This window comes from Dysgonomonas termitidis (genome assembly GCF_042654545.1).
Lineage (GTDB): Bacteria > Bacteroidota > Bacteroidia > Bacteroidales > Dysgonomonadaceae > Dysgonomonas > Dysgonomonas termitidis.
Window position 1 is genome coordinate 26,735 of sequence record NZ_JBHSGN010000042.1, and the last position, 14,262, is coordinate 40,996.

General features: G+C 40.0%; 10 protein-coding genes. 3 read left to right on the plus strand and 7 right to left on the minus strand.

Annotated features, from left to right (window positions below; translation table 11 throughout):
• Window positions 1-362: 362 nt before the first annotated feature.
• The 5 genes from ACFO6W_RS04780 to ACFO6W_RS04800 form a co-directional block, all read right to left on the minus strand.
• Entirely contained in the window at window positions 363-3,038 is a 2,676-nt protein-coding gene (locus tag ACFO6W_RS04780) for an AsmA family protein (RefSeq protein ID WP_379994229.1), read from the minus strand.
• Window positions 3,039-3,349: 311 nt separating this feature from the next.
• Window positions 3,350-4,243 carry an RsmD family RNA methyltransferase gene (locus tag ACFO6W_RS04785; RefSeq protein WP_379994230.1) on the minus strand — a complete coding sequence of 298 codons (894 nt, stop codon included), beginning with the start codon at window positions 4,241-4,243 and terminating at the stop codon, window positions 3,350-3,352.
• Window positions 4,244-4,245: 2 nt separating this feature from the next.
• Entirely contained in the window at window positions 4,246-5,313 is a 1,068-nt protein-coding gene (locus tag ACFO6W_RS04790; RefSeq protein WP_379994231.1) for a hypothetical protein, read from the minus strand.
• A 120-nt stretch (window positions 5,314-5,433) separates the two neighbouring features.
• The gene (locus ACFO6W_RS04795; protein ID WP_379994232.1) at window positions 5,434-6,939 is read right to left on the minus strand and encodes a helicase HerA-like domain-containing protein; all 1,506 of its coding nucleotides are present in this window, start codon (window positions 6,937-6,939) and stop codon (window positions 5,434-5,436) included.
• 101 nt (window positions 6,940-7,040) lie between these two features.
• Window positions 7,041-8,795: an LIC_10190 family membrane protein gene (locus ACFO6W_RS04800; protein ID WP_379994233.1), complete on the minus strand. Its 1,755-nt coding sequence runs from the start codon at window positions 8,793-8,795 to the stop codon at window positions 7,041-7,043.
• Between the two features lie 128 nt (window positions 8,796-8,923).
• Here ACFO6W_RS04800 and ACFO6W_RS04805 point away from each other — a divergent pair, with 128 nt between their 5' ends.
• Window positions 8,924-10,249 carry a hypothetical protein gene (locus tag ACFO6W_RS04805; protein WP_379994234.1) on the plus strand — a complete coding sequence of 442 codons (1,326 nt, stop codon included), beginning with the start codon at window positions 8,924-8,926 and terminating at the stop codon, window positions 10,247-10,249.
• Window positions 10,250-10,299: 50 nt separating this feature from the next.
• On the opposite strand, the gene ACFO6W_RS04810 is transcribed toward ACFO6W_RS04805, so the two are convergent.
• Both ACFO6W_RS04810 and ACFO6W_RS04815 read right to left on the minus strand, forming a co-directional pair.
• Entirely contained in the window at window positions 10,300-11,082 is a 783-nt protein-coding gene (locus tag ACFO6W_RS04810; protein ID WP_379994235.1) for a prephenate dehydrogenase/arogenate dehydrogenase family protein, read from the minus strand.
• 75 nt (window positions 11,083-11,157) lie between these two features.
• A complete protein-coding gene (locus ACFO6W_RS04815) occupies window positions 11,158-12,489 on the minus strand; it encodes a PhoH family protein (protein WP_379994236.1) in 1,332 nt (443 codons plus the stop codon).
• 238 nt (window positions 12,490-12,727) lie between these two features.
• Here ACFO6W_RS04815 and ACFO6W_RS04820 point away from each other — a divergent pair, with 238 nt between their 5' ends.
• Together ACFO6W_RS04820 and ACFO6W_RS04825 are read left to right on the plus strand one after the other, a co-directional pair.
• Window positions 12,728-13,792 carry a hypothetical protein gene (locus ACFO6W_RS04820; protein WP_379994237.1) on the plus strand — a complete coding sequence of 355 codons (1,065 nt, stop codon included), beginning with the start codon at window positions 12,728-12,730 and terminating at the stop codon, window positions 13,790-13,792.
• 187 nt (window positions 13,793-13,979) lie between these two features.
• The gene (locus ACFO6W_RS04825) at window positions 13,980-14,162 is read left to right on the plus strand and encodes a hypothetical protein (protein WP_379994238.1); all 183 of its coding nucleotides are present in this window, start codon (window positions 13,980-13,982) and stop codon (window positions 14,160-14,162) included.
• Window positions 14,163-14,262: the final 100 nt, after the last annotated feature.

The following is a 14,262-nucleotide window of genomic DNA, read 5'->3' on the forward strand; positions in this document are numbered from 1 at the left end:
CTCATATCTTGTCTACTCGTAACTTGTAACTGCCCTAGGGCGAAGAAATAACATTCGCCGAAGCGAAGGCGAGGCAAACTTGTAACTGTTAAAAGGTAACACTCTTTTTCTCAACTGTAACCTTTTCCCCTCTTCATTAACAATAATCATTTCAAAGACCGCTTTTAGTTAACCTATATTTACAATATATAGTTAAAAAGTAACATAGGTAACAGTTTTTACAGTTAACTGTAAATAACTCATATCCCGTCTACTCGTAACTTCTCCAATATATAGATAAACATAAGGGAATCCCATTACAAAAAAAGAGGCGCTTTAGCAATTGCTAAAGCACCTCTCTGAGCAAGATATATATTCTGTCTTTATTCTGTGGTCGCAGCCGTTTCGCCTTCAATTTTCTTGATTTGCTCTTCGGCTTTGTTCCTTAGGTTTTGAGCCTGTTTTTCGGCCTCATCCACCAGCTTCTTTCCGGCGCCTTTTGCTGCAGCTTTTGCGAGAACATTACTGCCCGCTTTAGCTACCAGATTATCAGATTGCTTTTGTGCTTCTTCTACGAGTTTTTTGGCGGCATTGTCTGCTTCAGCCCTGATTTTTTCTATCTGCTTAGCTTTTTCTTCCGATAAGGAAGTTGCAGTACCGTCACTATTCTTTCCGCCAAGCAGGCCGCTGACAATTGACGATGCGGCATCGGTTACCAGAGCTTTGGTGTCCACTCCGATTTTAGGACTGGAGAAAGTACCGCCGATAGTGATAGGCACATTGTTGATATAATTATTTGCCAAGGATTTAGGCAGGGTTACAGTTCCTTTGTAATTGATACTTTGGTCGAGTCCGGTAGAACCTTCCAGTTTCATCATACCTCCGTTTCCGATATTTATATTGAATGGCTTGGTAATAATCTGCCCGTTATCGATATTGAACGGCAGATTCAAATCTTTCGGGGATATAGACTTCAGCGCGTCGGTTTTCAATGCGGATGAAAGGGCTGTAAGTGCGGCTACATTCTCTACCTTTACATCGCTTGTCTGTAAAGCGCCGCTACCGGTAAGACTTGCAAGGGTTTGCATGATGGATTGTCCCAGTGAAGTATTGAATTTCAGATTCATGGAATATGTACCGATCAGGCTTTCGAAGATAGGGGCGAATTTCTGGATTGATTCCACCGATTTGAATGTTTCTGCAAATGATACTTTTGACAACGCGATGTCAAAATCTACTTTCGGTGTTTTAGGGTCGGACGTGTTATATGACCCGTTGACCTTAGCGGAACCGCCCAATGCGTTGGCACTGACGTTATTCAGCGTCAGTATTCCGTTCCTTACAGTCATGTTGCCCGCCATATTTGTAATGTTCATTTTGCCATATACGATTTGGTTAAGGACAGCACTTAGTGTGAAATCTATATTCTTAGGGATAATGATGTCTTCTGAAGTCGCCGATGTGCTATCTGCCGTGGCTGTACCCGATGTTTCGCTGCTAATGAAGTCGTTGGCATTCAGATAATTTGATTTTATATTCAACTGGCCTTTCAGTGTCTGGTCTTTCAGCGCATAAGCGATAAAGTTTTCCAGGCGGCCGTTTGCCGAGATGTCGTTCTTGCCGATTTTTACTTCCAGCGAAGGTAGATTTACATAACGCGGGGTAAACTCGAGGGATGCATTGTTGATCAATACTTCCGGCATATCGGTAGCTTTGTATGCCATATTATTTAATTCCAGCTTACCGGTTGCCGATACATTTTCATATTGTTCTTTTTCTATAGCCGACATTTTTGTGGCCAGATTGATGTTGGCTGTGATTATACCATTCAGTTCCGTACCTTTTTCCAAAGGATACACTTCCTTTATCATACCCAGATTGATTGTACCGTTGGCATACGCTTTCAGGTTAGGATCACTCATCGGGGTGGTAATATTCAGGTTTCCGCTGAACGGATTTCCTCCCAGATTGAAGCTGAATTTGCTGATGTCGATAATCATATTATCCAGCGAACCGCCTTTACTGTTTATATTCACTGCCACATTGATGTCGTTCACCGATTTTGGTAATGACGGATACTGGAACATAGCATTGCTTATACCTATCTTCACATCGAAAGCAGGGTAATTCTCCCCTTGCCAAAGCCCTTTGATATAGGCGTCCAGAGTCGCTGTCCCCGATGTTTTCACATCTTTGAAGTCGGCTGTGTACATGGCCGGAACAAGGGAGAGTATATCTTTGAATTGTGTGTCGGGAGCATTCAGTTTCAGGTCAAAATCCATATCCTCATAGTTTTTGCCCTGCATTGTAAACCATCCGTCGATAGAGGCTTTCAGTTCGTTTAACCTGATTTCACTCTTGTCGAATGTGAACTTCATATTGTCGAAATTCGCGTTGATGGTAGCGTCCGCATTTCCTTTTACTTTGTTCAGGTAAGGGATGCCGTCCATATAGAATGAAATTTCACTGATCTCGGAGGTCGTTTTTATCGTTGTTTCGCTGGCAGAGAAATCACCGGATATTTCACCGCTCCATTTGTTGAGCACGAGTTTCATTTTTGTGGAATCGTTCTGATAAACTATGTTACAGTCATTCACTGTAATTCTTTTCAGATTCAGGTTAAACGGAGTACTGTTTTCAGCCTGGGCACCAGCCGCAGTAGAATCCGTTTTCATTATATCATAATTGGTACGGCCGTCGGCCAGCACTTTCGCATATACGGAAGCCCTGTCCAGATTGATTCTGGAAATCTTGTAGTTACTTCCGAAGAGGCTCATCAGATCGATAGTCACGCTACCAGATTTAGCCTGTATTAGTGTATCTTTCTCGAAATCACCGATACCTGTAATGCTTGCGTCTTCGAGAGATAATGTGGCATTGGGGAAATTGGAAAATAAATTGAGACCGAAATCTTTAATATCTACTTTGGCATTCAGTTGTTCGTTGGCAACGTTGAGTACCGCGGTTTTAATTTTGTCCTTAAACAAAAAAGGTATTGATATCATTGCTATTATAATGACTATCAACACTACGCCAATAATGGTTAATACTTTCTTCATAATTCATTGATTTTTCGTAATTTGTTCTGTTTGCATATTTAGAGTATGTTTAAATTCTGACTGAATATTTTATTATGACTTTCTTTCCGTTCATTTTTCATTTCTTTTTAGCTGTTTTTTCTGTTCACTCAGCTCATCAAATAATCCGTTATTATGGTTTCGCGAACGAAAAAACATGTCAAAAATAACTCTAAAAATTGGAACGAATAAAATTTAAACAGACTCTTATAATATAACGGAAAGTTTTTGTGTTTGTTTTAAGGCCGGTTTAAGTTTCGTTACAAAATTTCTTGACGGATTAAAGCAAGACCTTACTTTTTAAATCGGGCATATACGCTTAGTGGAAGATTTTTTCCCGATTTTTCCGGCACAATCAGTTCGCCGAACTGGCAGTCTTTCACATCCGGAAAATAATCTTTTATCAGATTCTCAGCGATGACAGCCGAGAACCCCATCGAATAAAGATTGAGTATAAGGAATGAATCTTTTTGCGCTAATAGTTCCCGGCATAACTGCATCAGTTCGGCAATATTCTCTTCCAGTATCCATTTTTCCCCGTCGGGTCCGCGTCCATAAGCGGGAGGGTCAAGTATTATACCGTTGTATTTCTTTTCACGCTTTACTTCCCTGCGACAGAATTTAAGGGCGTCTTCTACTATCCAGCGAATATTATCCAGTGCTGAAGCTTCCATATTTTCACGCGACCATGTAATCACCTGCCGCACCGAATCCACATGTGTTACATCTGATCCGGCACTTTTAGCGGCGATAGAGGCTCCGCCCGTGTATGCAAAGAGATTGAGAACTTTAGGTTCCTCCACTTTCATTGCTTTGATTGTATCGTAGATGAAGTTCCAGTTTTCAGCCTGTTCGGGAAATATGCCGACGTGCTTGAATGAGGTCAGCCCCAGACGGAATTTAAGGTTCATTTCCTTATACTTATAATTGATGAACCACTGGTCAGGCATTCCTTTTTTTTGAGTCCACACGCCTTTATCGTTACCATCCTGGGAAGTTTTTCCTTTCTCCCTTTTGAATATGGCATCCGGCATATTTTCCCATTCTTTTTCCGATAATGATTTGCGCCATACGGCTTGTGGTTCGGGGCGGCGTATAATGTATTTGCCGAATCGCTCTAACTTTTCATATTCTCCCGAATCGATCAGTTCGTACTCGATCCAGTGCTGAGGTTGTAATAGTTGCATATTCATTTTTTTCGGTATAGCCTGATTTTAAACGCCATGTCAAAACTGATCTGGTGTTCGTAACAAAATCTTTTTTCCATAATGGAATTTAACCGTACAAAGGTAGGTTTATAAATAATACCAAATGTAAATGAATTGAAAAAATAAACGTATCCATTAAGCACAAATCCCACAGCTGCATATTTCCGTTCCTGATCCTGCCTCATTATGCCTAATCTTGTATAATAGTCTGTGTCTGTGTTTATCAAAGTATTTTTATTGTTATGATATTTGGTTGCCCACCAATCTGTATATGCATAACTTATACCATAGCCCAAAGAAAAAGATTTGTACTTATGGTTATTGGAAACAGTGATGTGATATATATTAAATCTTTCTGTGTCGTTATAACCTATATCCCATCCGCAACCGAAAGGGATATCTCCTCCCAGTGTGGCACTTGTCGTCAGATTAATGAATTTATTATTATTGTAATAATAATCAAAACCCGCAGCGAAACCCAGGCCGGAACCTCTCTCCATATACAGGCCGGGTGTTAGCTTTAGTATTGTATAGCCCGGATACAAAAAAGGGGAGGAAAGGTTGAGATAGAAATCGCCTTTTTGGGCAAAGTTTTCTTTACTAAAATATTGTTTCTTTCTTTCAGGTATGGAAGACCTGTATTTATGTTCATATCTGGATTCATAATTTTTTCTTACAAAATCTAATCTGTCTCTTTGGGTTGCGCTAATAACTCTGTTTTTAATTAAAAACAAATTCAGGCTGTCATCGAACAAGAGTAGCCTGGCATCGTAAAAATCGGATATTTTAGGATTTACGCTTATTTGTTTTTTCAGGCCATTGTTTTTTATTATAAACCGTAAAGAGTCCTCATTTCTGGGAACCCTCATTTTTATGCTGCCATACTCTTTTTCTTTCTCCGTTTTTATTGTATCCGATTTATAGATAATTTCTGCCGGATTTTTAGTATATACGAATATATCGACATTCTTTTTTTTCAGGATGGATGCACAAGATGGGAAAAACAGGCAGGTTGACAGTATTATTCCTATTAAAAAATATTTGTGCATAGTATATCGTTTTAGGTTATTATAGTAAACCACAATGAAATATCCTCTCTTATAAGAATAAGATGCCCGGAAGAGACAATTCGCTGCATTATCTCTGATTTTTATATCGTTTAGAAAATCTTATCTCTTCTTCGATGAACCTTTGAAGAAAGCACTAATAACCTGCTTTGCCAGGGGAACTACGACCGTAGTTGCTATTGCTCCCCAGAATTTCTTTTTTTGTGCAGCTTCCTGCCGTTCTATTTTTGCTTGTTCTTTCTGTATTTTTTCCTGTTCTTTTTGAGTTTTGGCATCCGCTTTTTCTTGTGCTGCCTGTTCTTTTTCGCTAAGGATGCCTTGCAGGCGTTCGGTAAGTATTTCGTAAGCAGATTGTCTGTCCTGTACCTGTGCGTAATGCCTGTACAGCAATGAACCGGCTATCATTTTCTTTCTGGTATCGGTATCGAGCGGACCTATCTGTCCTTCGGGAGGGAGTATATAAGATCTTTCCACCTGATTTGGCCGTCCCTTTTCGTCGAGGAAAGAGACTAATGCTTCACCCGTTCCCAGTTCGGAGATAGCGGTTTCCGTATCGAATTTAGGATTGGCACGGAAAGTCTGTGCTGCTACTTTTACCGCTTTCTGGTCCTTCGGCGTATATGCCCTGAGCGCATGCTGTACACGGTTACCCAATTGTCCTAATACAGAATCGGGTATATCGGCAGGCGTTTGGGAAATGAAATATATACCTATTCCTTTCGAACGGATGAGCCGTACTACCTGTTCTATCTTTTCCAATAATGCTTTGGGCGCATCTGTGAATAGTAAATGGGCTTCATCGAAAAAGAAAACCATTTTCGGTTTATCCGGGTCTCCTACTTCGGGCATTACCTCGAATAGCTTTGTCATCAGCCACATCAGGAAGGTTGTGTACACCCTCGGTGAATTCATCAGCTTGTCCGACGCAAGAATGTTGATTACTCCTTTTTCCCCCTCTGTTTGTATCAGGTCGTCGATATTTAGGTTAGGTTCACCGAAAAACCGGTCGGCCCCGTCATGTTCGAGTGTTATCAGCCCACGCTGGATGGCCCCGATACTGGCCGTCGATATATTTCCGTATGATGTTGTATATTTATTGGAGTTGTTCCCTACATATTCGAGAAGTTTTTGCAAATCTTTGAGATCAATTATTTCCAGAGACTCGTCTTTTGCTATCTTGAATATAATAGTCAGGATGGCAGATTGAGTGTCGTTCAGCGAAAGCAGGCGGCTAAGCAGCAGTGGACCCATATCGGCCACTGTAGCTCTGATAGGAGTTCCCTGTTCACCGAATACATCCCAGAACTGTACGGGGAATGCCTGAAATTTGAATCCTTTGTCAGCCAGATGGTATGACTCTACGCGTTGTACTACGCTATCCTTGTTCCCTCCAATGGCGGCAACGCCGGATAGGTCGCCTTTTACGTCGGCGGCAAAAACAGGTACACCCATTTTGCTGAATGTTTCCGCCAATGTTTGCAGGGTAACGGTTTTCCCTGTTCCGGTGGCTCCGGTAATAAGCCCGTGACGGTTTGCCATTTTAGGAACCAGACAAACCTCTGCATCTTGTGATATGGCGATAAAAGCCCTTTTTTCGTTGTCGAACATCGGATTATTGATTTAGATTTCAGAATAAGGTCATAAACCTATTTATTATTTATATAAAAACTCAGAGAATAAAAAGTTCGTGAAATAGAGGGTAAAATTAATCATTTATTTATAAATTCCCTTTTCCTTCTGAACCCATCTTTTATTGAATTTCCTCTTGCTTCTATCCACCTGATATCCGGGATTGTCCAGAAATCCGGCGTACCTTCCTTATTGGCTATACAGGGTATGCTGTCGCCATACCATCCGTTGGGATAGGTGCTGATACCGATGGATACCGAATTGTTTAGCTTATGTTGCCTGACGGAAAAGTCTTCATCCGTAGCTTCGCTTTCTTTTAATGCCGCCATTTTGTCTTTGGCTGAGTAGGGATGCAGTAATATTCTTGTTATACGAGTGCTCTTTTCAGCCACATGCAACTGGTCTCTCAGACATTCATCGTAATAAGAGGCTGAACGGAACGAAAAGACAGTCATCCACAAAACGAGTAAGGCTATGCCGATAATGCTTAACCGGGGAAAGAAATGTTCCTTTTTTCCAAATAGGCACGCTGTACCTGTAAATATGGCCGCGAATACATAGCCGCTGCCAAAACGGAAATCGTGCGCGAAAAAGAACCAGTAGCACAGGCCGAGTATCAGGGTTGCCAATACATATTTATAGATCGTATTCCTGCCCTTAAAGGCGGTATATAGGGAAACGGCGACAGATGATACCGTAAGCAAATAGATAAATGAAAGGATTATATAATATTTGTTGTGTACTGCTATCCCGTTTCGGAAGGCTTCTGCCATGTATTCATTTGCATAATAGCCGATAAGGAAACGTTGTTTGGCCGCAGTCTCCACTGGTACCTGCCAGTCGAAAGCAAAAAGGTTGATTTCGTGAAGCGGGTATATAAGGTAACCCGATACAATTACGGTCCGTGCCATCCATAAAACAAAGTATAGGAATAGGAGGGAGCCTATAAAGATCAGCGGCTTATATTCTTTTCGCCGGATAATAACAATAGCGAGGAAGACACTGAGCAGGGCAACTGGTGCGGCTGATACTTTGAATCCGGCCAGGGCAAACGGAACGAAGATATATAATAAATAATTCTGCCTGAAAGAATCGGGATATAGAATGATTTTGGCAACGAGGTAAAACGTAATCAGCCCGGGGAGTATATCGGTGGATGTATCGCTGATGCCTCTATGTTCATAATAGAAATAAACGACTGATATGATGAAGAGAATTACCCGTCTCAATTCGAATTTTGACCTGAAAGCTTCCAGGAGTATCCATGAGAATATGAGTATGGCGATTAATGACTGGACTGTATAGACCGGATAGCCGAGGAAAAGCCTGAATGTGAAAATGGCATCTAATAAGAACAGGTTGGAATTGAATCCGAAACGGTCTTCAAGGTTTGCTATACCCGGTGTTACGGGGTATTCTTCGTTCCAGCGGATATTCGCATAATGGTACGACATGGCATCGAAGCCATCTGGTGACCACACTGCGATTAAGATGACGGATAAAAAGAGAAATACGAGTAAAACTTTTTGATAGAAATGAAGATTATGGAATATTTTTTTTATTTTCTGCAGAAATGCACTTATTCTTTCTTTTTTCCAAACCCAGTATCCTGTGCATAATGCAATACAGGCGAATAAGATATAATAATTGGAAGGGACAAAGAAAGAGGTGACAGAAAGAGGGATGATTGTAAAAAACAGGCCAAATAGAATTGTATCGGGAATAGAATATATTTCTTTTCGTTTGCAAATCAGATTATATATGGAAATAAAAAAATCTCCGGAAGTGAGTAATACGAAGAAAATTATGAACCACGATATGAGTACTATTGCCATGTTTATAAAAATTGTGTCTGTAAAGATATAAAGTATTAAAGTTTTAATGGGAATGTTTTCACAAAATATTAATATCTTGGCGAACATAATCAGGCTCTGTTAGTTATAATCATTAAAAGTCGGATAATTTGGAGCAAACAACTAAAATATGGCTGTGGTGTATCAACAACCCTGTAAAAGCGATTATTATCGCCGCGGTATCCGTCCGTTTATTGATAGCTATCCTTTACGGGCATATTACATTATATCCTGATAGTAAAGATTATCAGGCGTTGGCTGGGCGTATTCTAAATTTTAATCTTGCAGGATACGAAGGGGGGAGGCCCCCGGGCTATCCGTTGTTGCTTTGTCTTTCCGGTTTGTCCGGTTTGATTACGGTTATACTTCAATTGATAATGGGCGTTTTCGCACTTGTTATTGCTTATAAAACCCTATTATTACTAAATGTGGAGAAACGGATAGCATTGGTAGTGACTCTTTTCGGGACAATTTATCTGCCCTCGGTTTTCTTTGAGTTCGCTATACTTACCGAGACATTTACATTGCTGGTTGTCACGCTTATATTTTATATATTCTTTGGTATTATCAAGGATAAGGATAGTAAGCCGGAAAGTTATCTGTGGCTGTCCTTGCTCTGCGGCTATCTGGTGCTGATAAAGATGTTTTATATCTATCTGGCTATCCTCTTGTTTATAATACTCGGACTGCACTGCCGGTCGTTAAGGGTTATTGTTCGTAAATATGTTCTGGTATTGCTGATACCCTTATTGGTGTTTTTAGGATGGTCTTATGTAAATAAACTGAATACAGGACTCTTTGTTTCTTCTACTTTCTATGGCTTCAATATTGCGCAGAATTGTGTCTGGTTTGCAGATAATACGACCGAAGAATATAAGGAAATCGGAGATGTGTATGTGAGATACAGATATGAAAGCCCTAAAGATAAAGAAATCGCTATGACTATCTGGGAGGCTTATCCCGAACTGAAAGCCCGTACAGGCTTATCATTCCCCGATTTATCAAAAAAAATGTACGACTACAGCATTGCTACTATTAAGAAGAATCCGGGGCTTTATCTTGAGCAGGTACTTATCTCATGGCGAGATTTTTGGAAAACTTCGCTATATTGGGAGGTTTATAATTTCTCTGTACCCGAATCGCATGTCGTAGTCATGTATGTATGCTACGCGGGGCGTATTGTCCTGCAGCTGGTGAAAATACTTTTTGTGTTACTTATCCCATACAATATTATAGTTGCTATACGCAGGAGGAGGCTGACGCCCGAATCGATAATATCCTTGATTGTATTATTTGCTTCACTTCTTCAGGCTTTCGCAACATACGGAACAAATTCACGGTTCAGTTATCCGTTCGAAATATTGATGGTTACATCGGTGTTGCTTAATGTATTGCAATATTATCAATATCGGGTAAAACGAAAAACCGCATCCTGATTACTCAAGATGCAGTCCATATTGTTTTTCCGCTAATTTGAAACAGTTACTTAGTCTTTTTCAGCTATATTCTTTCTTGCTTTGGTCAGAAAATCAAGCATCGCCGCACTATCCTTTTTCTCTATTATCTCCAGAAGGTTTTTCAGTTCCTTGCGGATACCTTCAACCTGTGCAGGAGTATATGGATTGAACAGGATTTCAGTGAGCAAATAATCGTCCTCCGACAACAGACCTTTAGCAATATCCATATGCCGCTTGAATGTTGTTCCCGGCGCTTCCTGATGCTTCATCACCGAAGTGAAAACAAGAGTGGATGCAAAAGGTATGGACAGCGAGTAGGCTATTGTTTCGTCATGTTCTTCAAATGTATATTCAAATACTCTTAAATTCAGACTGTTGTATAAGTTGAGAAAAAACTTCTTACCCTCCTGGCTCGATTCCGAGATAACAATAGCACTTTGTGTACTCAGGTTGCGCAGGTCGGCAAATGTGGGGCCGAACATAGGATGGGACGAGGCGAAAGGTTGCTCCACGGTTGCATAAAACTCTTTCAACCCGGTCTTTACGGATGCTATGTCGGAGATGATACAATCTTTACTGATATACGGCAATACCGTCTTGAATGCATCTATCGTATATTTAACTGTAGCGGCGTTGATAACAAGTTCGGGATTGAAATCCGCAATTTCCTCCGGATCACTCATCCTTACTGTATTGTATATAAATCTCAGTTTTTGCGGATCAATATCAAATACAGCAAGCTCGTGGTCGAAGCTAAGCACGTCGCCGAAGAAAGAACCCATCTTTCCGGCTCCAAGTATCAAAATTCTCATTTCCTGTATTATTTAAAAATTGGTGCAAAGATACAAGATTCGGTACAATCTGTATCAGATCACTGCTTTTTTTAATTATAATAATGTGCTTGCGACTTCCGACAGTTTACTCCTTTCGCCTTTCACCAGATTTACGTGAGCAAACAGATCCTGTCCGTTCATCTTATCTATCATATACGCCAATCCGTTCGACTGGGCATCGAGATATGGAGAATCTATCTGCTGCAAGTCTCCGGAAAATATCATTTTAGTACCTTCCCCGGCACGGGTGATAATTGTTTTTATCTCATGGGGAGTCAGATTCTGCGCTTCATCTATGATACATACCATTTCCGACAGGCTCCGTCCGCGGATATAAGCAAGGGCTTCTATTTCCAGTTTTTTATTTTTCTGCATCTCTTCAATGTTGCGATATTCCACACCACCGTATGGTATGTGATTTTTTATTACGGAAAGGTTGTCGAACAACGGCTGCATATATGGGGCGATCTTTTGCTTTTCATCGCCCGGTAAGAAACCCAATTCTTTATTGCCAAGGGCTACGATTGGACGCGCCAGCAATATCTGATCGAAATTTTCATTCTGTTTCAAAGCCGATGCCAGAGCCAGTAATGTTTTTCCCGTACCCGCCTTTCCTGTCAGGGCTACCAGCTTTATATCCGGGTCCATCAATACTTCCAGTGCAAATGTTTGTTCAGCATTGCGTGGCTGTATGCCGTAAGCCATTTGTTTTTCAATCTTCTTTATCTTATTGGTAAAAGGATTGTAGCGGGCTAAAACACTCTTTTTCCCGTTCTTCATCACAAAGCACTCATTTGCGATAACCGGGTTCTCCAGATCGAATTCGTCGAGGTCGATCCCATCCGGATTGGCATACAGATTATCAATGACGGAAGAATCCATATCTTTGAAGGTTTTGTGCTGTTTTTCAAACATGAATACATCCACCACTTTATCATTGATATAGTCTTCAGCCAGCAGGCCGATGGCGCGCGCTTTCATCCGCAGGTTGATATCTTTGGTAACCAGTATTGTCTTTGTTTTCGGGTCGCGCTCTGTTAGTTCTACAACGGCAGACAAAATACGATGATCAGGAATTCGTTCGGGAAATATTTCATATACCTTATTTTGAGCTTTAATCCCTGTTTCTACAAACAGATTTCCCATGCCGCTACCTAAGGGTGTTCCTTTTGTGAATAAATTGTCATCAGTGATAGCATCCAGCTGGCGGAGAAATTCGCGGGCATTATAATTTATCTGGTCATTTCCTTTCTTAAATTTATCCAACTCTTCCAGCACTACGATAGGAAGATATATATCGTTTTCCTCAAAATTATCTAAACATCTGAAATCATGTAGTATTACGTTTGTATCTAATACAAAATTCTTTTTTTTCTTTCTTGTCATATTCTTTACAATTACATTATCTGTGATATATAACAATAAATATAGCTTATTTGATTTATACAAAGTAAATTTTTGAAATATTTTTATTATCTTTCGGCCATAAAACTAGGTAGAAACACAAGACAATTTAATATTCACACAAACAAGAATACTTTGGTATATTCCATTTTTATATTACCCTGTTTGGGGGATGAAGACTTTAGCGGGTGAGGACAGATACCTATAACACTATATAAATATGAAGAAAATTTTTATCATTTTTCTGATGATGACATTTGTTTGTTTTCTCCAGAGAACTTATGCACAACAATACAATAGTGCCAAATACAAAGACATTGAATTTGAATACGATAACGAGAATGTCTATGTACGTGTTTATCTTAATTTGCAGGACTACTATGTTGAATTAGGAGATTCTCTGACATTGACACCTCTGATAAGTGCAAATGCGAATGCTTTGGAACTACCTTATCTCGTATTGATAGGGCAGGGAAAGCAAGGTTTTCATTTATTTAACAGGAGCTTGGCAAACGCAACCTCATATAGGTTCCTTAGAATATCGAATCAAAATAATGAATTATATCAGGCTACAGTCCCATACGAGTCGTGGATGAATAATTCAAGATTGGATATGAAAATTGACTTGAGCCAGATAGGTGGGCTTCCCTTATACAGCTATGCAGAAGCTCTAAGAAATAATATCAACCCTAAAGGAGCCAGGAAGGAAAATCCTATTGTTTCTGCTAACTCTGAATTCAGGGTTAATTCACCGTCACGCACCGAAAACTCCTTTTCCGTTCCGGCAGATTTTTCCCGCGAAAGCGCTACTTTCGATTTACGCCTTTCTGGAAAGAAATCATTTGTCGTAGCTAATCAGGAGGAAGTAAATAAGATCAGGGCATTGATCGATTGGGCAATGACGAATGAGAATATTTCGCTTATCGGTGTTTATATTACTTCTTATACATCTGTTGATGGAATCTATATGGATAATGATGAACTAACGAAAGGGCAGTCTCTGGCATTTAAGAGGACCCTGCAAGCCGGAAATAACTATCCGGATGCTTTGTTCTTTACAGAATGGAAAGGAGAGGACTGGCCGGGATTAACCGAACTTGTTAAGCAATCAAACATGCCGTATCAACAAGAAGTGCTGAATATCATAAACAATACAGGTATTTTTACCGGTCGCGAACTGAAGCTTATGCAGTTGGCTCAAGGTAATCCTTACAGATATATGCGGGATAATTTATTCCCTCAGCAATGGCGGATAGAGTGTCGGGTGGTATATAAGAGAAACTAAATAACCGGAAAAGGGGCTTTCAACTGAAGGCCCTTTTTTACTATTATGATATTTTTATATTTCCGCCCTGATCTGATTTTTTTTCAAAAAAGAGCTTCTTCTTAAAATATGTAACTGAGTTATTCGTCTAAAATGGTAGTAGGGTTATATTACCTTGATATAGTTAAATCATATAAACATTATTAGAATGAATCTCAATAAAAGCATCAAAAACAAGAAGAACTTTCTTATTTATATGATAGTTCGTTTGTTAGAAGAATTCGATTTGGAGTGGACACTGAACTCTTCTATTTACAAATCTTATATAGGCCACGGACATTCCAAAGAAAAGCTGGAAATGGATTCTTATGAACTTCATGGCTGCTATTAGCAGATAATACAGTGTTAAAAAAATAAAGCCGGCCGGATGGCCAGGAGTGGTCGGAAGAAATTCCGATCACTTTTTGTTTTCTACGTTTTGAAGAAAATAG

Coding starts and splice junctions, on each gene's coding strand:
- ACFO6W_RS04785 (WP_379994230.1), bottom strand. CDS start 4,243: ATGCAACTATTACAACCTCAGCACTGGATCGAGTACGAACTGATCGAT.
- ACFO6W_RS04800 (WP_379994233.1), bottom strand. CDS start 8,795: ATGGCAATAGTACTCATATCGTGGTTCATAATTTTCTTCGTATTACTC.
- ACFO6W_RS04780 (WP_379994229.1), bottom strand. CDS start 3,038: ATGAAGAAAGTATTAACCATTATTGGCGTAGTGTTGATAGTCATTATA.
- ACFO6W_RS04790 (WP_379994231.1), bottom strand. CDS start 5,313: ATGCACAAATATTTTTTAATAGGAATAATACTGTCAACCTGCCTGTTT.
- ACFO6W_RS04810 (WP_379994235.1), bottom strand. CDS start 11,082: ATGAGAATTTTGATACTTGGAGCCGGAAAGATGGGTTCTTTCTTCGGC.
- ACFO6W_RS04795 (WP_379994232.1), bottom strand. CDS start 6,939: ATGTTCGACAACGAAAAAAGGGCTTTTATCGCCATATCACAAGATGCA.
- ACFO6W_RS04815 (WP_379994236.1), bottom strand. CDS start 12,489: ATGACAAGAAAGAAAAAAAAGAATTTTGTATTAGATACAAACGTAATA.
- ACFO6W_RS04820 (WP_379994237.1), top strand. CDS start 12,728: ATGAAGAAAATTTTTATCATTTTTCTGATGATGACATTTGTTTGTTTT.
- ACFO6W_RS04825 (WP_379994238.1), top strand. CDS start 13,980: ATGAATCTCAATAAAAGCATCAAAAACAAGAAGAACTTTCTTATTTAT.